At 71.4% G+C, this 20,430-nt stretch carries 21 protein-coding genes; 4 read left to right on the top strand and 17 right to left on the bottom strand.

Translation table 11 applies throughout. The features are described 5' to 3' along the window. Positions 1-69: 69 nt before the first annotated feature. The 6 genes from ACFWW9_RS21400 to ACFWW9_RS21375 are packed head-to-tail and all read right to left on the bottom strand — an operon-like array spanning position 70 to position 4,741. Positions 70-582 carry a hypothetical protein gene (locus ACFWW9_RS21400; RefSeq protein WP_390380435.1) on the bottom strand — a complete coding sequence of 171 codons (513 nt, stop codon included), beginning with the start codon at positions 580-582 and terminating at the stop codon, positions 70-72. Continuing rightward, a complete protein-coding gene (locus ACFWW9_RS21395; RefSeq protein WP_390380432.1) occupies positions 579-1,907 on the bottom strand; it encodes a DUF58 domain-containing protein in 1,329 nt (442 codons plus the stop codon). The genes ACFWW9_RS21400 and ACFWW9_RS21395 overlap by 4 nt, the downstream gene beginning before the upstream one ends. Then, a complete protein-coding gene (locus tag ACFWW9_RS21390) occupies positions 1,904-2,878 on the bottom strand; it encodes an AAA family ATPase (protein ID WP_390380429.1) in 975 nt (324 codons plus the stop codon). Before ACFWW9_RS21390 ends, ACFWW9_RS21395 begins: the two co-directional genes overlap by 4 nt. After that, positions 2,875-3,339, bottom strand: a complete 465-nt coding sequence (locus ACFWW9_RS21385; RefSeq protein ID WP_390380426.1) for a hypothetical protein — start codon at positions 3,337-3,339, stop codon at positions 2,875-2,877. The genes ACFWW9_RS21390 and ACFWW9_RS21385 overlap by 4 nt, the downstream gene beginning before the upstream one ends. After that, positions 3,336-4,007 (bottom strand): DUF4129 domain-containing protein, encoded by a 672-nt coding sequence (locus ACFWW9_RS21380; RefSeq protein WP_390380423.1) that lies wholly within the window; start codon positions 4,005-4,007, stop codon positions 3,336-3,338. Before ACFWW9_RS21380 ends, ACFWW9_RS21385 begins: the two co-directional genes overlap by 4 nt. Before the next feature lie 41 nt (positions 4,008-4,048). Then, positions 4,049-4,741 (bottom strand): uracil-DNA glycosylase, encoded by a 693-nt coding sequence (locus ACFWW9_RS21375; protein WP_390380420.1) that lies wholly within the window; start codon positions 4,739-4,741, stop codon positions 4,049-4,051. A gap of 30 nt (positions 4,742-4,771) precedes the next feature. Between ACFWW9_RS21375 and ACFWW9_RS21370 the strand changes: the two genes are divergently transcribed. Further along, positions 4,772-6,244, top strand: coding sequence for a S10 family peptidase (locus ACFWW9_RS21370; protein ID WP_390380417.1), 1,473 nt, complete (start codon positions 4,772-4,774; stop codon positions 6,242-6,244). Between the two features lie 70 nt (positions 6,245-6,314). Here the strand turns inward: ACFWW9_RS21370 and ACFWW9_RS21365 are convergent, their stop codons facing one another. The 10 genes from ACFWW9_RS21365 to eno form a co-directional block, all read right to left on the bottom strand. Continuing rightward, entirely contained in the window at positions 6,315-7,310 is a 996-nt protein-coding gene (locus tag ACFWW9_RS21365; protein ID WP_390380414.1) for an ABC transporter ATP-binding protein, read from the bottom strand. Next, positions 7,303-8,286: an ABC transporter ATP-binding protein gene (locus tag ACFWW9_RS21360; RefSeq protein ID WP_390380411.1), complete on the bottom strand. Its 984-nt coding sequence runs from the start codon at positions 8,284-8,286 to the stop codon at positions 7,303-7,305. Before ACFWW9_RS21360 ends, ACFWW9_RS21365 begins: the two co-directional genes overlap by 8 nt. A gap of 11 nt (positions 8,287-8,297) precedes the next feature. Beyond that, positions 8,298-9,266: an ABC transporter permease gene (locus ACFWW9_RS21355; RefSeq protein ID WP_390380408.1), complete on the bottom strand. Its 969-nt coding sequence runs from the start codon at positions 9,264-9,266 to the stop codon at positions 8,298-8,300. Then, complete coding sequence (locus tag ACFWW9_RS21350) at positions 9,259-10,191, bottom strand: ABC transporter permease (RefSeq protein ID WP_390380405.1); 933 nt, start codon at positions 10,189-10,191, stop codon at positions 9,259-9,261. The genes ACFWW9_RS21355 and ACFWW9_RS21350 overlap by 8 nt, the downstream gene beginning before the upstream one ends. A gap of 103 nt (positions 10,192-10,294) precedes the next feature. Continuing rightward, entirely contained in the window at positions 10,295-11,866 is a 1,572-nt protein-coding gene (locus ACFWW9_RS21345) for an ABC transporter substrate-binding protein (protein WP_390380402.1), read from the bottom strand. Between the two features lie 209 nt (positions 11,867-12,075). Then, positions 12,076-13,029 carry an exopolyphosphatase gene (locus ACFWW9_RS21340; RefSeq protein ID WP_390380399.1) on the bottom strand — a complete coding sequence of 318 codons (954 nt, stop codon included), beginning with the start codon at positions 13,027-13,029 and terminating at the stop codon, positions 12,076-12,078. 116 nt (positions 13,030-13,145) lie between these two features. Beyond that, a complete protein-coding gene (locus ACFWW9_RS21335; RefSeq protein ID WP_390380396.1) occupies positions 13,146-14,411 on the bottom strand; it encodes a lytic transglycosylase domain-containing protein in 1,266 nt (421 codons plus the stop codon). Positions 14,412-14,704: 293 nt separating this feature from the next. Further along, positions 14,705-15,130: a DUF501 domain-containing protein gene (locus ACFWW9_RS21330; RefSeq protein WP_390380577.1), complete on the bottom strand. Its 426-nt coding sequence runs from the start codon at positions 15,128-15,130 to the stop codon at positions 14,705-14,707. 59 nt (positions 15,131-15,189) lie between these two features. Next, complete coding sequence (locus ACFWW9_RS21325; protein WP_390380393.1) at positions 15,190-15,690, bottom strand: septum formation initiator family protein; 501 nt, start codon at positions 15,688-15,690, stop codon at positions 15,190-15,192. Positions 15,691-15,695: 5 nt separating this feature from the next. Further along, the gene (gene eno / locus ACFWW9_RS21320; RefSeq protein ID WP_390380390.1) at positions 15,696-16,982 is read right to left on the bottom strand and encodes a phosphopyruvate hydratase; all 1,287 of its coding nucleotides are present in this window, start codon (positions 16,980-16,982) and stop codon (positions 15,696-15,698) included. 156 nt (positions 16,983-17,138) lie between these two features. Between eno and ACFWW9_RS21315 the strand changes: the two genes are divergently transcribed. Further along, positions 17,139-17,882: an alpha/beta fold hydrolase gene (locus tag ACFWW9_RS21315; protein WP_390380574.1), complete on the top strand. Its 744-nt coding sequence runs from the start codon at positions 17,139-17,141 to the stop codon at positions 17,880-17,882. Between the two features lie 78 nt (positions 17,883-17,960). Then, positions 17,961-18,350, top strand: a complete 390-nt coding sequence (locus ACFWW9_RS21310; protein WP_390380387.1) for a tetratricopeptide repeat protein — start codon at positions 17,961-17,963, stop codon at positions 18,348-18,350. Between the two features lie 244 nt (positions 18,351-18,594). On the opposite strand, the gene ACFWW9_RS21305 is transcribed toward ACFWW9_RS21310, so the two are convergent. Continuing rightward, positions 18,595-19,437 (bottom strand): lytic transglycosylase domain-containing protein, encoded by an 843-nt coding sequence (locus ACFWW9_RS21305; RefSeq protein ID WP_390380384.1) that lies wholly within the window; start codon positions 19,435-19,437, stop codon positions 18,595-18,597. A 208-nt stretch (positions 19,438-19,645) separates the two neighbouring features. On the opposite strand from ACFWW9_RS21305, the gene efeU reads away from it, so the two are divergent. Next, positions 19,646-20,430 (top strand): iron uptake transporter permease EfeU (gene efeU / locus ACFWW9_RS21300; protein WP_390380381.1); only part of this gene is annotated, 785 nt, incomplete at its 3' end.

The raw sequence follows: 20,430 nt of genomic DNA, 5'->3' as shown, positions 1-20,430 counted from the left end.
CGTCGGTCCGCGAGGTGCATAACCGCTGAGAGGATCGATCCAGTTGCTCAGCTGGGGCTGAGGGTTTTCTCAGCCGCGGGGGCGCATCAGCACCACCGCCGCGACGGCCAGGGCGACCGCCGTGGCGAGGCCCGCGACCTCCACGACGGGGTCCGTCCCGTGCTCGGGGAGGAACGCCGTGACACCCACAAGGGTGAAAGTCAGGGCCTGCGTCAGGAGCAGTCTGCCCGCAGGCGCCCGGAGGGCGCCCACGTGGAGGCGGGACCGCGATGGGACGAGGGCCGCCAGCGCCGACGTGAGGTGGACGAGGTGCAGCAGGGGGATGAGGACGAGCACCGACGGGCGCAGCGGGTCGCCCTCGGTGAACGCGGTGGTGATCGCGGCCATCCCGATGACGAGGGCCGGGGCGGCGGACGCGGGGACCGCGACGGCCGCCGCGCTCACCAGCGCGAAGAGGACGAGGGCGACGCCCTGCACGCCGTTGGCGGCCAGGACGAGGCCGGTGGCCGCGCAGGCGAGCGCGGCGGCGGCGCGGAGGGTCCACGCGGGGAGGCCCGCCGGGAGGTGGACGGGGGTCGTCACCGGACCACCGGCCGTCCGGGGCGGTTGGCGTGCCGGAGGGTCGCGGCGACGCTGTGGCCGCGCTCGTCCCAGGGCACCACGGCCACGCCGTGCTGCTTGAGGGCGGCGATCCGGGTGCGCTGCTCCAGCACGATGATCCGCAGCGCTCCGGCGCCCCACGGGGTCTCGGTGTCGGGGCGCAGGTCGGTCGGCAGCACGTCCACCGCGAGCACCAGGCTGCCCCGGCGGGCGGCCTGGATCGCCACCTCGACCACGTGGTCGTCCAGGAACGGCGAGAGCACGACCACGAGCGCCCCGTGCGGGATCTGGTGGCGGTTGAGGACGGGTTTCGGGGCCCAGCCCGCCGACCGGGCGCAGACGACGAGCTGGTTGCGCAGCCGGAGGAGCTGGCGCCTGCCGATGCCGGGGCGGACGCCGAGCTGCGGGCGGCCCAGGTCGGCCAGCCCCACGCGGTCGCCCTGCTGGAGGTAGCCGGCCGCGAGGGAGGCGGCGGCGCGGACGGCGGTGTCCAGGCTGCCGCCGGGGCGCGGGGTCCGGCCGGGGTGGCCGGTGGACCAGTCCGCGACCGAGGAGCCCAGGTCGAGACGGGTGTCGAGGGCGAGGACCACGTCGGCGTCCGCCTCGGCGTGGTGCTCGCGGACGTGGAGGGTCGGGCTGCGCAGGGAGACGCGCCAGTCGATGCGGCGCAGGCGGTCGCCGGGCTGGAAGGCGCGGATGTCCCGCAGCTCGGTGGAGTCGCCGGGGCGGCGGGTGCGGTGGACGCCGACCAGGCCCGCCGCGCGGGCGGGCAGGAGGCCTGCGGGGAGGGCGTCCACCGGCGGGAGGACGACGCGACCGCGTTCCACGCCCACCTCGGGGCCGTGGACGAGCAGCCCGTCCGGACCGGCGAAGAGGTGGTCCGCCCGGAGATCGACGCCGTCGCCCCAGGCCTCCCGGCGGAGCTTCACGACGATGGGGTCCGTGCCCGCCGGGAGCAGGTGAACGGGGCCGAGGTCGCCCGACGTGCCGGGCGCGGGGAGGCGGACAGCCAGGAACTCGGTGCCGGACGCGGGGTCCACCTCGATGCCCGTGGTCGACGCGCCCGGTTCGGCGGTGCGCGGCAGGGCCCGCACGGTGATCGTCGGGGTGCCGCCGGGACGGGTCGCCAGGGCGAACAGGACGGAGATGACGAACGGAGCGCCGAACAGGACCAGCTCGACCTGGTGGAGCAGGGAGCCGAGCACGACCAGGCCGACGCCCAGCAGGACCGCGCGGGCGTAGGCGTCGGTGGCCCGCCAGCCCGCCGGGCGGGTGAACGCGGCCTTGACCCGGTCCGCTCGGCTCATGCGCGGGTGCTCGCCGGGCCGGGCACCTTGCCCAGCAGCTCGGTGACGACCTCCACGCCCGTGGTGCCGGAGGTCCACGTCTCCGGGCGCAGGGTGAGGCGGTGGGCCAGTGCGGCGACGGCGCAGTCCTTCACATCCTCGGGGAGGACGAAGTCCCGCCGGTCCAGCACGGCCAACGCCCGTGCGACCAGGGTCAGGGCCAGCGCGCCGCGAGGGGACGCGCCCACCTCGACGGCGGGGTGCGACCGGGTGGAGGCGGCGAGGTCGACGCAGTAGCGGAGGACGTCCTCGTCGACGGTCACGCGTTCGACGCCCGCTTGCAGCTCGGCCAGCCGGGTCGGCTCGAACACCGGCGGCACCACGGTCTCCTCGCGCCGGCGGGCGAGTCTGCGGCGCAGCACCTCGACCTCCTCGTCGGCGGGCGGGTAGCCGATGTCCAGGCGGACCAGGAAGCGGTCCAGCTGGGCCTCCGGCAGCGGGTAGGTGCCCTCGTACTCCACGGGGTTGGCGGTGGCCAGGACGTGGAACGGGGCGGGCAGCGGGAACGTGCGGCCCTCGACCGTGACCTGCCGCTCCTGCATGGCCTCCAGGAGGGCGCTCTGCGTCTTCGGGGGCGTGCGGTTGATCTCGTCGGCCAGCAGCAGCCCGGTGAAGATCGGGCCCGCGCGGAAGCTGAACTCGCGCTCGCTCGGGTCGTAGAGGAACGAGCCGGTCACGTCGGCGGGCAGCAGGTCGGGCGTGCACTGGAGGCGGCGGAAGTCCAGGTGCAGCGCCTGCGCGAGGCTGCGGGCCATCAGCGTCTTGCCGAGGCCCGGCACGTCCTCCAGCAGCACGTGGCCGCCCGCCAGCACGGCGGCGAGCGCCAGCCGCAACGAGCGCTGCCTGCCCACGAGGACCGTGCCGACCGCGTCCAGCACGGCCGTGCACTCGGTCGCGATGTCCGCGACGCTCGTGGAGTCGGTCGACGTCACAGGTTCTCCAGTCTGTCGAGCACCTCGGCCAGTGCGCGGGGGTGGGGCAGGGCGGCGTCGGGGTGGGTGAGCAGGCGGTAGACGTCCTCGCCCAGCAGGGAACGGCCTTCGGCGAGCGTGGTGACCCCCCGTTGGCGCAGCCGGGCCTCGGCGAGCGCCCGCAGCCGGGGGCGGACGCGGGACAGGAAGCGGTCGCGGTCGCGCGACGCCTCCTCCAGGCGGCCGGCCAACGTGGACGCCTGGCCGGACGTGGCGCTGGAGGCGTGGGCGGGCAGCGGGGACCAGGCGATGTCCGTGGCGCGCGGCAGGCGGGCGAGCAGCAGCACGAGCGCGGCGACCGGCAGCGCCACCACGACGGCCCAGCCGAGTGGGGCGCCCAGCTTGACCAGCGCGAACCCCGCGACCACCCCGGTCGCCAGCGCGAGCAGCAAGGCCCGGACCAGCCCCACGAGCGGCGTCACGGGCGGTCCAGGCAGGCCACGACGCGTTCCAAGGCCTCGACGGCCGACTCCGCGTCCCGCTCGGTCACCCGGTCCGGCTCGCCGAACCGGGCGCGCTGGTAGAGGCGGCGCAACGTCGACGCGGCCTCGACGTCCACCTCGTAGCGGGTCAGCAGCGCGCCGGTGAACTCCGTGGGCGTCTCGTGGTCCTGGCGGGGGGCGCCGCTCGACGCGGCCGCCTCCTCCAGGTCCAGCCACGCGGCCACCACGGCGTCCGACGGCGGACCGGACGGCCGGTCCCGCAGTGTCGTCAGCGCCTTGCGGGCCCCGGACAGCATCAGCTCCGCGCCGGGCCGACCGTCCTCCACGTCCTCGTCCGCGGTCGCCACCGCGCTGGGCCCCTGCCGCACGCGCTTGCGCCGCGGCCCGAGCATCATCACCGCGGCGCCCAACGAGAGCAGCACCAGCACGCACAACACCACCACGAGCAACGCGACCAGCGACCCGCCGACCACCCCGACGACCCCTTCGACCGGGCTGTCCTCCCCGGACACGACCGTGCTCGGCGTGGCGGCGCCCGGCGCGACGAGCGTGCCGTCGTAGACGACGGGCGAGTTCCCGCGCGCCGCGAGCGCGACGACCACGAGCGCCGCCCCCACGACCAACGGCACCACCCACCGGGACCTCATGTGAGCAGGATGCACGCCCACCCCCTCCGGTGCCCACGTTTTCACGCCACCCCGGCCGCCCGCCGCAGCACGTCCTCCACCATCGCGGGCGTCAGCTTGCCGGTGAAGGTGTTCTGCTGGCTGACGTGGAAGCAGCCGAACACGTGCAGCGGCGTGCCGCCGTCGTGCGCCGGGAGGACGACCTCGACGCCGTGGCCGAACTTCGGGCGGGGCCTTGGGACGTCCCAGAACGCGGTCAGGATCGGCAGCAGCGCCTGCCAGCCGAAGCCGCCGAGCACCACGACCGCGCGCAGGGTGGGGCGCAGCAGCTCCAGTTCGCGGACCAGCCACGGGCGGCAGTTGTCGCGTTCCTCGGGGGTCGGCTTGTTCTCCGGTGGCGCGCACTTCACCGGCGCGGTGATGCGGGTGCCGTACAGCTCCAGGCCGTCGTCGACGTGGTGCGCGGTGGCCTGCGAGGCGAGGCCGACGGCGTGCATCGCGGCGTAGAGGACCTCGCCGGAGCGGTCGCCGGTGAACATCCGGCCGGTCCGGTTCGCGCCGTGGGCGGCCGGGGCGAGGCCGACGATCGCGAGGTGCGCGTCCGCCGGGCCGAAACCGGGCACCGGGCGGCCCCAGTACTCCTCGTCGCGGAACGCGGCGCGCTTCACGCGGGCCACCTCCTCCCGCCACTCCACCAGCCGCGGGCACGCCCGGCAGGTGGTCACCTCGGCGTCGAGTTGATCGAGCGCGAGCACATCGCTCCTCTTCGAACGTAGGGTTCGAGCATGACCGACAAGGACACCGGCGAGACCAAGGACGAACCGAAGGACGTTCCCGAGGACGACCTCGTCAGCGCCCAGCACAGCATCACCGTCAAGCGCCGCAAGCTGAACTACACCACCACGACCGGGCGCGTCGTCCTGCGCCAGGAGGTGGTGGCCGAGGGCAAGTTCGACGGCCACCAGCCCAAGGCCGAGGTCTTCGTGACCACGTACACCCTGGACGGGGCCGACCCGAAGACCCGCCCGGTGACGTTCGCGTTCAACGGCGGCCCCGGCTCGTCGAGCGTGTGGCTGCACCTCGGGCTGCTCGGGCCGCGCCGGGTCGTGTCCGGCGACGTCGGCGACCTGACGCCCCCGCCGTACGAGCTGGCCGACAACGCCGAGACGCTGCTGGCGCACAGCGACCTCGTGTTCATCGACCCCGTCTCGACGGGGTACTCGCGCGCCGTGAAGGGCGAGAAGCCGGGCGAGTACCACGGTTTCCAGGGCGACATCGACTCCGTCGCCGAGGTGATCCGGCTGTGGACCTCGCGCAACGGCCGGTGGATGTCGCCGAAGTTCCTCGCGGGCGAGTCGTACGGCACGCTGCGCGCGGCGGCGCTGGCCGAGCACCTCCAGTCCCGGTTCGGCATGTACCTCAACGGCCTCATGCTGATCTCGTCCGTGCTGGACTTCACCACGCTCGACTTCACCGAGAACAACGACGTCGCCTACACGCTGTTCGTGCCGACGTACGCCGCCATCGCGCACTACCACGGCCTGCACGGCGACCGCGACCTCGCGGACGTGCTCGCCGAGGCGGAGGAGTTCGCGTCGCGCGACTACCCGTGGGCACTGGCCCGCGGCCACCGCCTCACCGAGGCCGAGCGGGCCGACATCGTCACCCGGCTCGCGGCGATCACCGGCCTGTCCGAGGACTACGTGGACCGGGTGAACCTGCGCGTCGAGCACATCCGCTTCTTCACGGAGTTGTTGCGCCACCAGCGCCGCATCGTCGGCAGGCTGGACGGCCGCTTCACCAGCTGGGACACCGACTACGGCCAGGAGCAGATGTCCGAGGACGCCTCGTACGCCGCCATCCTCGGCCCGTACGCGGCCGCGCTGAACCACTACGTGCGCGCCGAGCTGGAGTACTCGAACGACCTCCCGTACGAGATCATCTCCCGCAACGTGCACCCGTGGTCCTACAAGGAGTTCGAGGGCAAGGCCGTCACCGTGACGGCCAAGCTGTCCGCCGCGATGCGCGCGAACCCCCACCTGAAGGTCCACGTGGCCTTCGGCTACCACGACGGGGCGACCGCGTACTACGCGTCGGAACACGTGCTGGCCCACCTGGCCATCCCGACCGAACTGCGGGCCAACATCGAATCGGCCTACTACCCGGCGGGCCACATGATGTACGTCCACGAACCGTCGCGCGTGCAGCAGTCGAAGGACCTGGCGGCCTTCGTGAAGTCCGCCTCGAACCGCGGCTAGACCGGTTGGCGGCCCCGGCACGAACCGGGGCCGCCAGTCAGTTAGGCGCTGGAAAACGCCCCCACCGCGGTCACACGACGGTGCGTTCCTCGGCGAAGTGGCAGGCGCTCGGGTGGTCGCCGGTGCGGACGATCAACTCCGGTTCCTCGGTCGCGCAGATGTCCTGCGCCTTCCAGCACCGGGTGCGGAAGTGGCAGCCCGACGGTGGGTTGATCGGGGACGGGACGTCGCCCGTCAGGCGGATCACGTCCCGCCGGCCCCGTTGGGTCGGGTCCGGGACGGGGACGGCGGAGAGCAGGGCCTGGGTGTACGGGTGGGTCGGGTGTTCGTAGATCTGCTCTTCCGTACCGGTTTCCACGATCTTGCCCAGGTACATCACGGCCACCCGGTCGGACAGGTGGCGCACCACGGACAGGTCGTGGGCGATGAACACGTACGACAGGCCCAGGTCCGTCTGGAGTTCGCCCAGCAGGTTCATCACCTGGGCCTGGATCGACACGTCCAGTGCCGACACCGGTTCGTCGCAGACGATCACCTTGGGGCGCAGCGCCAGCGCTCGGGCGATGCCGATGCGCTGGCGTTGGCCGCCGGAGAACTGGTGCGGGTAGCGGTGGATGTGCTCGGGGTTCAGGCCGACCGTGTCGAGGAGGTCCTGGACGGCCTGGCGACGTGATCCCTTCGGGGCCACGTCGGTGTGGATCTCGAACGGTTCGCCGACGATGTCGCCGACGGTCATCCGCGGGTTCAGCGACGTGTACGGGTCCTGGAGCACGATCTGGATGTCGCGCCGGAGCTTCCGCAACTCCGCGCCGCGCATGGCGAACATGTCCCGGCCCTCGAACCGCGCCCCGCCGGACGTGGGCGGTTCCAGTCGCATCAGGACCTGCGCCAACGTGGACTTGCCGCAGCCGGACTCCCCCACCACGCCGAGGGTCTCGCCCTTGGCCAGCGTGAACGAGACGCCGTCGACGGCCTTGACCTGCCCCACGGTGCGCTTGAACAGCACGCCGACGCGGACGGGGAAGTGCTTGACGAGGTCGGTGACCTCGAGGATCGGTTCAGCCACGGCTGACGACCTCCTCCGCGAAGTGGCACGCGCTGGTGCGGTCGAGGCCGAGGCGGTGGTTCGCGGGGACGTCCGTCCGGCACACGTCCACCGCGCGCGGGCAGCGCGGGTGGAACGGGCAGCCCGACGGGATGTTCGTCAGGCTCGGCGGCAGCCCCTTGATCGTCTTCAGCTCCTGGCCCTTGAGGTCAAGGCGCGGCAACGACTCCAGCAGCGACTCGGTGTACGGGTGGCCGGGGGCGCGGAACAGCTGGAACACGTCCGCGTGCTCGATGATCCGTCCCGCGTACATGACGGCGATCCGGTCGGCGACGTCCGCGACGACGCCGAGGTCGTGGGTGATCAGGATCAGCCCCATCTCGCGCTCCACCTGGATCTCCCGCAGCAGGTCCATGATCTGGGCCTGCACGGTGACGTCCAGCGCGGTCGTGGGCTCGTCGGCGATCAGCATCTCCGGGTCGAGCGCCAGCGACATCGCGATCATCGCGCGCTGCCGCATGCCGCCGGAGAACTGGTGCGGGTACTCGCGGACCCGGTTGGCGGCGTTGGGGATCTTCACCAGGTCGAGCAGCTCCACGGCGCGGGCGCGGGCGTCCTTGCGGCTCATCCCCCGCCGGATCCGCAGCTGCTCCTCGATCTGGAAGCCCACGGTGAACACGGGGTTCAGCGCGGACAGGGCGTCCTGGAAGATCATCGCGATGCCGTCGCCGCGGACGTCGCGGCGGCGGTCGTCGGACGCGGTCAGCAGGTCCTCGCCGTGGAACCGGATCGCGCCCTTCGTGACGAACGCGGGCGGCGTGTCCAGGATGCCCATGATCGTCTGCGCGGTCACGCTCTTGCCGGAGCCGGATTCGCCCAGCACGGCGAGGGTCTCGCCCGCGTCGACGTGGTACCCGACCCCGTTGAGCACCTTGGCGACGCCGTCGCGGGTGCGGAACTCGACGTGGAGGTCCTCGACCTCCAGCAGTGCGGTCACGGTCGGGGCTCCTATCGCGACTTGGGGTCGAGGGCGTCGCGCACGGCGTCGCCGAGGACGACGAAGGCCAGCACGGTGATCGTCACGAACCCCGCGGGGAACAGCAGCATGTGCGGCGCGGCCTGGAAGTAGTCGCGGGACTCGCTGATCATCACGCCCCACGACACCACCGGCGGGCGCAGGCCGATGCCGAGGAACGCCAGCGTGGCCTCGGCCCCGATGAACGCGCCCAGTGCGATCGTGGCGTACACCAGCACCGGGGCGACGGTGTTCGGCAGCAGGTGCCGGAACACGATCCGCAACGGGCTCGCGCCCAGGCCGCGGGCCGCCTTCACGTAGTCCTGCTGCTTCGCGACCAGCGTCGCGGACCGCATGATCCGCATGGACACCGGCCAGGACAGCGCCGCGATGGACAGCACGACCTGGGTGATGATCCGCACCGCGCTGGGGTTCTCGGTCGGCGAGTTGAACGTCGTGAGGATGACGATCGCGCCCAGCACGAACGGGACGCCCGCGAAGATGTCGCCGACGCGGGACAGCAGGCTGTCGATCCACGTCTTCGCGTAGCCCGCGAAGATGCCGACCACGGACCCGACCAGCACGGTCAGGATCGTCGAGAACAGCCCCACGAGCAGCGACGCCCTGGCCCCGTAGATGGCCCGCGCGTACACGTCGTAGCCCTGCACGTCGTAGCCGAACCACGCGTCGGCCGACGGCTTCTTCAGGTAGTTGTCCAGGTTCGCCGCCCGCGGGTCCACCGAGGTGAACAGCGACGGGAACGCCGCCATCACCACCACGACGAGGATGATCACCAGCGAGACGATGAACGTCGGCTTGCGCCGCAGTTCGCCCCACGCGTCGCTCCACAGGCTGCGGGGCTTGCCCTGCCGCTGCGCCGAGTCGTCCACGTGGCTGAGGTCGCCGACCGCCGCGGCGGCCGCCCTCTCCAGCCCCGCGCCACCGGCTCCTGGGTCACTCATAGCGGATCCTCGGGTCGAGAACGGCGTACAGGAGGTCGACGACCAGGCTCATCAGCAGGTAGACGAGGACGAGCATCGTCACCACGCCGGTGACGGTGATGCCCTCCTTCTCCTGGATGCCCCGGAAGATCAGCCCGCCGATGCCGTTGATGTTGAACACGCCCTCCGTCACGACCGCGCCGCCCATGAGGCTGCCGAGGTCCGTGCCGAGGAACGTGATCACCGGGATGAGCGAGTTGCGCAGCAGGTGCACGCCGACCACGCGCCGGGTCGGCTGCCCCTTCGCGATGGCCGTGCGCACGTAGTCCGCGTGCCGGTTCTCGGCGATGCTGCTGCGGGTCAGCCTTGCCACGTAGGCCATCGAGGTGCTGCCGAGCACGAAGCCCGGCAGGATCAGCTGCCCGATCGACGGATCGGTCGCGTCCACGCCCACGTCGAACAGGTCCAGCCCCTGCGGGCCGAGGTAGAGGCGCAGCACGAAACCGGTGACGAACACCGGCAGCGAGATCAGGAACAGCGTCGACACCAGCACGAGGTTGTCCAGGAACCCCTGCTTGCGCAGGCCGGTGAGCACGCCGGCCGTGACGCCGATGAGCGCCTCGATCAGCAGCGCGACGACCGCCAGCTTCACCGTCGTCGGGTAGGCGGCGCCGATCTGCTCGCCGACCGAGACGCCGGAGAACGTGTCGCCGAAGTCGCCGGTGAGGATGTTGCCCATGTACTTGAGGTACTGGAGCGGCAGCGGGTCGTCGAAGTGGAACTTCTCGCTCATCGCCGCGACGTAGGACTCGGGGCACGCGCGCTGGCCGCACTTGCCCGCGAACGGGTCCTGCGGGATGGCCCAGACGAGCGCGTAGATGATGAACGTGGTGCCGAGGAACACCGGTATCAGCTGGAGGAGGCGTCGCAGCACGTAGCGACCCATGCCTGTGGCTCCTTGCGTGGTGGGAGGCCCCCGAGTGCGGGTCCGGCCCCGCGCGGTGGTGCTGGCGCGGAGCCGGACCGGTGCTCGTGGAACTGTTCGGGGATCAGGCCTTGACGCGGAACGCGGCCAGCTCGCCGTCGCGCTTGAAGGTCAGCTTCGCGGCGCTCAGGTTCTTCGAGTAGCCGCCGATGCCCTTCTCCGTCCACACGGGGATCGCGGGCAGGTCCTTCATGAGCAGGCGGTTGGCCTCCTGGTAGACCTTCACGGCCTCGGCCTTGTCCGCCGTCGAGTCGGCCTTGTCCAGCAGCGCGTCGAACGCGGGGTTCGAGTAGCCGGGGTCGTTGGACGAGGCGCCGGTGCGGAACCGCGGGCTGAGGAAGTTCTCGATCGACGGGTAGTCGGCCGACCAGTCCGAGCGGCTCATGCCGGTGAGCTGCTTGCCGTCCACGAGCTGGCGGAACGCGCCGAAGTTGGTCGCGCCCACGAACTCGCAGTCGACGCCGAGCGCCTGCTTGATGCTGTTGCACGCCGCTTCCAGCGGTTCCTTGCGGCCGCCGTCGGCGTTGGACTGGATGGTCAGCTTGCCGGTGAAGCCGGACTTCGCGAAGTAGTCCTTGGCCTTGGCCGGGTCGTACTTGCAGAACTCGCCGCACGTGCCCGCCTCGTAGCCCTCGATGCCGGGCGGCACCAGGCTGTCGACGGGCGCGTAGGAGTTGGCGAGCACCGTCTTGGTGATCTTGTCGCGGTCGATCGCCAGCGAGATCGCCTTGCGCAGGTCCAGGCTCTGGAAGCCGGGGACGTAGTACGGGACGGAGATCGCGCTGACGCCGAGGAGGTTCGCGTTCAGCACGTGGTCGCCCAGGTCAGCGACGTGCTTGTCGCCGATCTTGGCCGACGGCGGCAGCGCCTCCATGAAGTCCAGCTTGCCCGCGACCAGGTCCTGGTACGCGGTCTCCTGGCTGGAGTAGATCTTGATGTCCAGGGTCTTGAAGTGGACCTTGTCCTCGCCCTGGTAGTCGGCGTAGCGCTCCAGCTTGATCAGCGCGTTCGGCGTGCGCGAGACGAACTTCATCGGGCCGTTGCCGATGGGGTTGGCCTCGAACGCCTTCTGGTCCTTGAAGAACGCGTCCGGCAGCGGCGCGAACGGCAGGTAGCCGATCTCGCTGGTGAACACCGAGAACGGGCCCTTGAGGGTCACCTTGAACTCGTAGTCGCCGACGATCTCCAGGCCGGACATCTTGTCCGTGGCGGGCTTCGCGGCCTCGTCGGCCGGGTGCACGTCCTCGAAGCCCTTGATCTGCGCGAAGAACGTCGACGCCTGCTGGGCGTTCGGCGCGTAGGCGGCGAAGTTCCAGGCGTCGACGAAGTTCTTCGCCTTCACGTCGGTGCCGTCGTGGAACTTCCAGCCCTGCTTGAGCTTGATGTCGTAGACCTTGGCGTCCGACGTCGTGATCGACTCGGCGGCCAGGTTGTAGGTCTTGCCGTCCTCCGGCTTGAACCCGACCAGCCGGGTGTACAGCGCCTCGACCGGCTTCGACCCACCGGCCTCGGTGGTGTTGGCGGGCAGCAGGTTCGCCTTCGGCTCGGTGCCGTAGATCGACACCGTGCCGTCCTCGTTCGTACCCGCGGCGCTGTCCTTGCTCGCCCCGCCACCGCCGCAGGCGGTGAGGGTCATGACGAGCGCAACCGGTAGCGCAAGCCACGGAACCGAGCGTGATCGCGACATACATCCTCCCGCCTCAACGGCGCCGCGCGCACCTGCGCCGACGCCTCACCCCCCGAAGGGTGGATTCCCAGAACGTGAGAGGGACGGTAATGCGGGGGTGTTGCAGGTCACGCGATTGCTCCGTCACGAGCGCGTCACGATCATTACCAGTTACCACTTCACGCCAGGGCGTAGGCGATGCCGTCCAGGATGTCGTGCTCGCTCGCGACCAGCTCGGTGATGCCGGTGTGCGCGGCCAGGTGGTCGGCGATCACGCGCACGACCAGCAGGCCGCCGATGATCACGTCGACCCGGCCCTCGTGCATCGCGCCGATCGTCGAGCGCTCCGCGCCGGTCATCCCGAGCAGCCGGTCGGTGATCTCCCGGACCTGCTCGAACGGCATCCGGGTCAGGTGGATGATCCCGGGGTCGTACGCGGGCAGGTCCTGCGCGATGGCGGCCAGCGTGGTCACGGTGCCCGCGACGCCGATCCAGCCGCGCGCCTTGGCAACCGGCACGACGGCGAACGCCTCGGCCAGCACCTCGCCCGCCACCCTGGTCGCCTCGGCGATCTCGGCGGCGGTCGGCGGGTCGGACCGCAGGCAGCGCTCGGTCAGCCGCACGCAGCCGACGTCGACCGACCGCGCGGCCTCGACCGCGCCGCGCACGCCGTCCCAGGAGCCCAGCACCAGCTCGGTCGAGCCGCCGCCGACGTCGGCCACCAGGAACGGCCCGTCCTCGGGCTCCATGTCGGCCACGGCGCCGGTGAAGGACAGCACGGCCTCCTCGTCGCCGGTGATCACCTCGGCCTCGACGCCGAGCACCTCGGCGGTCATGGCGAAGAACTCGTCGCGGTTGGCGGCGTCGCGGGTCGCGGACGTGGCGACCATCCGGACGCGCTCGACGCCCTTGCGCCGCAGCACCGCCGTGTAGTCGACCAGCGCGGCCCGCGTACGTGCGATGGCCTCGGGCGCGAGCACCCCCGTGGCGTCGACGCCCTGGCCCAGCCGGACGATCCGCATCTCGCGGTGCACGTCGCGCAGCCACTGCCCGCCGCCGTCGTCCTTGGTCACGTCCGCGACCAGCAGGCGGATCGAGTTCGTCCCGCAGTCGATCGCGGCCACCCGTGCCATCGTCAGTCCTCCTCGTGTGGTGCTCCGGGAGGACGGTAGCGACCGGCTTCCGCCACGAACGACGGAGGGGAACCGGCAGGCGCCGGTTCCCCTCCGAGGACGAAGCTCCCGACGGCCTAGGACGGCTCCATCGACGACAGCGACGTGGAGTTGTTCGACGCGACCGTGACCACGGTGGTGGTGACGGTCTGGCACGTCGGGCTCGTGGTCGTGGTCGTCGTCGTGCCGCTGGTGGTCGTGGTGGTCGTCGTCGTGGTCGTGGTGGTCGAGCCGCTGGTCGACGTCGTCGTGGTCGTCGACGGGGTCGGGCAGTTCGGCAGGCTCGGCTTGGTCGTCGTGGTCGTGGTGGTGGTCGTGCTGGTGGTCGACTTCGACGTCGTGGTCGTCGACTTCGTCGTGGACGAGGAGGACCCGGTCGTCGTCGTGGTGGTGCTCGACGAGGAGGACCCGGTGTTCCCGTTGCCCGTGCCGGGGTTCGGGTCGCCGCCGGTCGCCGTGTCGTCCGGCGGGATGTAGTCCGCGTCCGAGCCGGAGAGGTCCGGCAGCGTGTCCACGCCGCTCTCGTACTGGAGCGCCCACGCCATGACCGTCGCGACGTACTCGTCGGAGTGGTTGTAGCGGAAGATCGCCTGCGCCCGCTGCTCGGTGACGCTCATGTCGCCGCCGCCGGAGCACAGGTAGTTGCCCGCGCCGATCGTGGCGTCGTAGATGTTGTTCGGGTCGCTCTTGCCGTCGCCGTTGCCGTCCGCGGCGAAACCCGCCCACGTGCCGGGGATGAACTGCATCGGGCCGACCGCGCGGTCCCACGTCGGGTCGCCGTCGAACGCGCCGTGGTCGGTGTCCGCGATGGCGGCGAAGCCCTGGCCGTTGAGCACCGGGCCGAGGATGGGCGGGCTGGCGTTGCCCTTGGCGTCCACCAGGCCGCCGCGGGCGTGGTTCGACTCGATCCGGCCGATGCTGGCGAGCAGCGACCACGGCATGTTGCAGCCGGGCTTGGTGATCGCCAGGCGGTCCGCGGCCTTGCGGTAGGCGTCCAGCATGACGCCGGGGATGCCGGGCACGCCGTCGCCGAGGTCGTCGAACGGGTTCATCCCGCCGCGCAGCGACTCCAGGTCGTTCGCGTCGGCGAGGAACGCCGCGCTCAGCTCGTCGGTCTCCGGCAGCTTGCCGCCCGCGCCCAGCTGCTCGTCGGTCGCGCCGCGGCTGCGGATCGCGCTCAGCACGTCACCCGGCCCCGGCGCCTCGGCGGAGATGTCGGAGCGGCTCGCCGCGTTGATCCAGTCCAGGGTGCCGGTGCCGGTCAGCAGCGCGGGCGCGAGCATCGCGCACGTGACCGTGGCGGCTACGCCCCACTGGCGAGGAGTCATCGTCGCGGTGCCCACGACCACTCGTCTCGCCCGGCGCTTGCGGCCCCGTTTTTTCCGCACTGCCACGAACACTCACTCCCTGAGCCTCATCGCGTCCCGCCGGACCGGAGTCCGACGACCCGCGTCACGCGCTCTGCCCCGACTGCAACCCTGCCTCATTGACATCGCGGTGTCACGGGAACGGGTTACCCATCTGCCCTAACTTTGTCTAACGAACAGGCGGTGAAACGGGTGTGCGGTCGGTTTTTCACGGTTGACGGCACCCGAGGGCGCGGATCGTCCGGCGTAGGCCGAACGGCCGTGGGCGCTCAGGCGGACGGAGCCGCGCAGTCCCCGGAGGGCCACGAGTCGGCGAGGCGGTCGAGGGCCTCGTCGCCGAACGGGTTCACGCCGCGGCCGACCGACAGCGAGTGCGCCACGTGGACGTGCAGGCACTTGACCCGGTCCGGCATGCCGCCCGCGGTGACCTTCGTGCCGAGCGACTCGATCGCGTCGCGCTCGGCGAGGTACGCCTCGTGCGCCCGCAGGTACGCGGCCGCCAGCTCCTCGTCCTCGGCGAGCCGGTCGGTCATCTCGCGCATCAGGCCGGAGCCCTCCAGCGTGCTGACCAACGAGTTCAACCGGGAGCAGGTCAGGTAGTACAGCGTGGGGAACGGGGTGCCGTCCTCCAGCCGGGGGTTGGTCTGCACGACGGAGGCGTGCCCGCTGGGGCAGCGGGCCGAGATCGTCCGCATCCCGCGCGGCGCCCGGCCGAGCTGGGACGCCACGAAGTCGCGGTCCTCCTGCGAAACGGTCACTTCGTCGCCACCGACTGCCACAGCTGCTGGTACCAAGACGTGTTCGCGGCCGGCGCGGACGACGGCCTCTCCTCTTCGGGTGAGCGCTCCGCGTCTCCGGGGAGCTGGACGATGTAGGGCGTCTCGCCGGGCCGCACGTAGTGCAGCCGCTTGCGCGCCTCGGCCTCGACCTGCGCGGGGTCGTTCAACTCCGCCTGCCGCTGCTCCAGCTTCGACACCTCGGCCGCCAACTGGGCCTGCTGCGCCGTCACCTGCCGCAGCTCGTCGCGCTGCGCCAGGTAGGTCCGCAGCGGCACGGCGATGCTCAGCGCCAACGCGCACAGCACCATCGCGAGCAGCGCGGCCCGACGGGTTCCGGACATGCCGAACGCGCCGCCCGTGCCCGCACCCGCGCGGGTGCGGGCCTTGGACGGCGCGGGACGGCGGGCGCGGTCAGGCCGGGCCGCCGCCGGAGCTGTGCTCCGACGGCGGCTCCGGTCCCGATCGGCTTCGGGCATGGGGCTCAGGCTTCCGGCGTGTACCGCGGGAAGGCCAGGTCGCCCGCGTAGCGAGCGGCGTCGCCCAGGCTCTCCTCGATGCGGAGGAGCTGGTTGTACTTCGCCGTGCGCTCACCGCGGGCGGGGGCGCCGGTCTTGATCTGGCCGACACCGGTCGCGACCGCGAGGTCGGCGATGGTGGTGTCCTCGGTCTCGCCCGAGCGGTGGCTCATCATCGACTTGTAGCCGTAGGACTTGGCCAGCTCGACCGCGTCCAGCGTCTCCGACAGCGTGCCGATCTGGTTGACCTTCACCAGCAGCGCGTTGGCCGCGCGGCGGGAGATGCCCTCCTCCAGGCGCTCCGGGTTGGTGACGAACAGGTCGTCGCCGACGATCTGGACGCGCTCGCCCAGCTCGGCGGTCATCTGCACCCAGCCGTCCCAGTCGTCCTCGGACAGCGGGTCCTCGATGGAGACCATCGGGTAGGAGTTGACCAGCTCGGTGTAGTAGCCGGTCATCTGCTCGGCGCTGCGCTTGGACTTCTCGAAGTTGTACGCGCCGTCGGAGTAGAACTCCGTCGCCGCCACGTCGAGCGCGAGCGCGATGTCGCGGCCCGGCGTGAAGCCCGCCTTCTCGATCGCGACGAGGATCAGGTCCAGCGCGTCGCGGTTGCTGGGCAGGTTCGGCGCGAAGCCGCCCTCGTCGCCGAGGCCGGTCGCCAGGCCCTTGCCCTTGAGCACGGACTTCAGCGAGTGGTACACCTCGACGCCCCAGCGCAGGGCCTCGCGGTAGGACTCGGCGCCGATCGGCGCGATCATGAACTCCTGGATGTCGACATCCGTGTCGGCGTGCGAGCCGCCGTTGAGGATGTTCAGCATCGGCACCGGCAGCACGTGCGCGTTCGGGCCGCCGATGTAGCGGAACAGCTCGAGGCCGCTGGAGGACGCCGCCGCCTTGGCCACGGCGAGCGAGACGCCGAGGATGGCGTTCGCGCCGAGCCGCGACTTGTCCGGCGTGCCGTCCAGGTCGACGAGCTTCTGGTCGACCACCCGCTGCTCGACGGCCTCGATGCCGACCAGCTCCGGGCCGATCTCGTCCAGCACCGCGGTGACCGCGCGCAGGACGCCCTTGCCGTTGTACCGCTTGGAGTCGCCGTCGCGCAGCTCGACCGCCTCGTGCTCACCGGTCGAAGCCCCGGAGGGAACCGCGGCGCGCTCCAACGTCCCGTCGTCCAGCGCCACCTCCACCTCGACGGTGGGGTTGCCTCGGGAATCCAGGATCTCCCGTGCGCCGACCTGCTCGATGACCGCCACTTGCGCTCCCCTATTCAGCTGCATGTCGTCTCGGGGCCGAGCCTACTTGTGCGGCTCCGGGCACCGTCGCAGGCACGCGCATTGCGCCGGGCGCGCGGCCGAATGGCGGACCCCTGTGCATCCCGGCGTCGGAACGGCAGGATCGGGAGCGTGACGATCCAGGTGCGGAGAGGTGGCGTCGACGGCCCGGCCCTCGTGCTGCTGCACGGGCTGGGCGCGACCGGCGACGTGTGGCGCGGCACGGCCGCGCTGTGGCCGGGCACGTGGCTCGCGCCCGACCTGCCGGGGCACGGCCGGTCGGCCCCGCTGCCCGCGTACGCGTTCGACGCGCTGGCCGAGGCCGTGGCCCCGGTCCTGCCGACCGACCGGCCGGTCGCGGTCCTCGGGCACTCGTTCGGCGGCGTCGTCGCGCTGGCGCTCGGCTCCGAGGAGCACGGGCCACCGGTCGGCGCGGTGTGCGGGCTAGGTGTGAAGGTGCGCTGGACGGAGCAGGAGCTGGCCAAGGCCGCCGAGCTGGCCGCGCGCCCGTCGAAGGTGTTCGAGACCCGCGACGAGGCCGCCGAACGGGCGCTCAAGGTCGCCGGGCTGTGGCAGCTCGTGCCCGCCGACTCGCCGCTGGTGGACGACGCGCTGGTGGAGTCCGCGGACGGCTGGCGGCTCGCCCTCGACCCGGCCGCCTACGGCGTCGGAGCCCCGGACATGCCCGCGCTGCTGGCCGCGAGCCGCGCGCGGGTCGTGCTGGCCGCGGGCGAACGCGACCCGATGTGCCCGCCGGAGCACCTCGCCGCCGTCGGGGCGGAAGCGGTCGTCCTACCCGGACTCGGGCACAACGCCCACGTCGAGAAACCCGAGGCGCTGGGGCCACTCCTCGCACGCCTGCACGCTGCCCTGGTCGGGTGAAAGTCCACAAGACACGGACTTCTGTCATCCGGACGGCTGTCGAGGAAGACGCGAACGATCGGTAGCGTTGATCGAACCATGACCGACAGCACCTTCGAGGCGTTCCGCCGAGCCGAGGCACTGCTGTCCGAACGCCGTCCCCTCGAGGCGTTGCGGGAGCTGCGCGCGGTGCTCGACGAAGCGCCGGACGTCCCCAGCGTGCAGCTGCTCGCGGGGCGGGCCTACCTCGGGTCCGCCCAGCTCAACCGTGCCGAGGAAGCGTTCCGCAAGGTCCTGGACATCGACCCGAGCGACCACTACGCCAGGTTCGCGCTCGGCAAGACCCTGCAACGCCAAAGCCGCTACCCGGAAGCCCTGGCCCAACTCCGCATGGCAGCCGCGATGAACCCGTCACCGGAGTACCAGGAAGCCCTGGGCGAGGTAGCGGCCCGCATAGCGGTAGACCGCGACCGCAGGCGCGAGAACTAGCCGCAACGGCTCCCGCACCGCCCGCGAATGGATACAGCTGGATGCTTACTGAATCCGACCACGAGCAGAGTGCATACAGTATTCACGACTGGCTGCACCTGGCCAGCCGGACACCGGTTCGACCCGAGCCCGACCCCGCGAACCCACCCGTCGCCCCGACCGGCGCGCTCAAGCGCATCAAGCCTGGCCGATCGCCGACTGCATACAGAATCCATTGACCGCCACCGGCGGTGCCGGCCGGCGGCTAGATGGTCACGCTGGCGCGGGCGTAGGCGTCTGCGCCGCTGAACACGTTCTGGCCGTATTCGGTGGAGTTGTTGTACTCCCAGACGGCTGCCCACCAGCCCTCACTGCTGCCCATGTCGCGTTGGCCGGAGCACAGGTAGCGGGCGGTGGCTAGGGCCGCGTCGTCGATGTTCTGCGGGTCCGGGTCCTGGCCGTCGCCGTTGGCTCGCTGGGCGTACTTGACCCACGTCGTGGGGATGAACTGCATCGGGCCCACGGCGCGGTCCCACGTGGGGTCGCCGTCGAGCTTGCCGCCGTCCGTGTCGTTGATGGCCTTGACGCCCGGCCTGCCGTCGAGCGGGATGCCGATGATCGGGATGGTGGCGCGGCCGTCGTCGCCGAGCTTGGCGCCGTTGATGTACCCGTGGTGCGACTCGACCCGGCCGACGCCCGCGAGGGTCGCCCAGGAGATCCGGCACGACGGGGCCTGCGCCCTCATCACCAGGTCCGCGAGGGCGTACGCGCGCAGTGCCCGGCGCGGGATGTCGGTCTTCTCGGACACCTTGCGGGTCCACTCGTCCATCGGGTCGACCGTCGACGACTGCCCGTCGGACGGGGCCGCCTGCGGCACCTGCCCCGCGACGTCCGGGACCTGGGAGCCGGGCTCCACCATCTGGAACGGCACCGGGAACTCGGCCTTCGGCTGCACGACCGGTTTCCGGTCCAGCGCCGCCAGGCCCCACGCGCCCGCCGCCACGATCATGATCAGCAGCAGGGCGAGCCCCAGTCGTCCGGCGACGCCGCCCGCCCCGCCACGCGGGCGCGGCGAGGGGTCGAGCTTGGACGGCGGAGTCACAACCACGTGACCCAGGCTACGTGCCAAACGAGCCCGTGACCGGGATGTGATCAGTGTCGAATCGTGCAACCTCGACGGCTCTGACCGTTTTGCCTGCATCCGGCGGGGTGATTGTGACCCAACCTTGCCTGCGGACCACTAGACGCCGAGGAGAGGCTTACCTAAATTCAGACAGCCTAAGTTTACTAGGAGCGCAGAGCGGGAGGAGGAGAACGTGCTCGTCAACAACGGGTTGATCGGCTTGCGGGAGGGCCTGGAGGCCGCGCTCGTGGTCAGCATCCTGATCGCTTTCCTGGTTCGGACGGACCGCCGCTCCTCCCTCCCGTTCGTCTGGCTCGGCGTCGGCGTCGCGGTGCTGCTCTCGGTCGGGTTCGGCGCGCTGATCACGTTCACCACCTCCACGATGACGTTCCAGCAGCAGGAGGCGTTCGGCGGCGGGATGTCGATCCTGGCGGTCGTGTTCGTCACCGGCATGATCTTCTGGATGCGCAAGGCGGCCCGCACGATCGCCGCCGAGCTGCGCGGGAAGATGGCCAAGGCGCTGGAGATCGGCCCGTGGGCGGTCGCGCTGGTCGGGTTCATCTCGGTCGGCCGCGAAGGCCTGGAGACCGCCGTCTTCTTCTACTCCAGCGTGCAGAGCGCCGGGGTCGGCACCACCGAACCGCTGATCGGGTTCCTGGTCGGGATCACGATCGCCGTGGCGCTGGCGTGGCTGCTCTACCGCGGCGCGATCCGCTTCGACCTCGGCAAGTTCTTCACCTGGACCGGCGCGCTGCTGGTCTTCGTGGCCGCGGGCGTGCTGGCCTACGGGCTGCACGACCTCCAGGAGGCCGCGATCCTGCCGGGCCTGAACACCCTGGCGTTCGACCTGAGCGAGTCCGTTCCCGAGGCCTCCTGGTACGGCGCGCTGCTCAAGGGGATCTTCAACTACTCCCAGCAGACCACCGTCCTCCAGGCCGTCGCCTGGGTGGCCTACGTGGCGATCGTCCTGCCCCTGTT

The sequence above is a fragment of the Umezawaea sp. NPDC059074 genome (genome assembly GCF_042738955.1).
GTDB lineage: Bacteria > Actinomycetota > Actinomycetes > Mycobacteriales > Pseudonocardiaceae > Umezawaea.
This window is presented reverse-complemented; position numbering and strand designations above follow the sequence as displayed.

Excerpts from the sequence above, each read along its gene's own strand:
- ACFWW9_RS21395 (WP_390380432.1), bottom strand. The coding sequence starts at position 1,907 with ATGAGCCGAGCGGACCGGGTCAAGGCCGCGTTCACCCGCCCGGCGGGC.
- ACFWW9_RS21380 (WP_390380423.1), bottom strand. The coding sequence starts at position 4,007 with ATGAGGTCCCGGTGGGTGGTGCCGTTGGTCGTGGGGGCGGCGCTCGTG.
- ACFWW9_RS21370 (WP_390380417.1), top strand. The coding sequence starts at position 4,772 with ATGACCGACAAGGACACCGGCGAGACCAAGGACGAACCGAAGGACGTT.
- ACFWW9_RS21355 (WP_390380408.1), bottom strand. The coding sequence starts at position 9,266 with ATGAGTGACCCAGGAGCCGGTGGCGCGGGGCTGGAGAGGGCGGCCGCC.
- ACFWW9_RS21350 (WP_390380405.1), bottom strand. The coding sequence starts at position 10,191 with ATGGGTCGCTACGTGCTGCGACGCCTCCTCCAGCTGATACCGGTGTTC.
- ACFWW9_RS21345 (WP_390380402.1), bottom strand. The coding sequence starts at position 11,866 with ATGACCCTCACCGCCTGCGGCGGTGGCGGGGCGAGCAAGGACAGCGCC.
- ACFWW9_RS21340 (WP_390380399.1), bottom strand. The coding sequence starts at position 13,029 with ATGGCACGGGTGGCCGCGATCGACTGCGGGACGAACTCGATCCGCCTG.
- ACFWW9_RS21330 (WP_390380577.1), bottom strand. The coding sequence starts at position 15,130 with ATGCGGACGATCTCGGCCCGCTGCCCCAGCGGGCACGCCTCCGTCGTG.
- ACFWW9_RS21325 (WP_390380393.1), bottom strand. The coding sequence starts at position 15,690 with ATGCCCGAAGCCGATCGGGACCGGAGCCGCCGTCGGAGCACAGCTCCG.
- ACFWW9_RS21310 (WP_390380387.1), top strand. The coding sequence starts at position 17,961 with ATGACCGACAGCACCTTCGAGGCGTTCCGCCGAGCCGAGGCACTGCTG.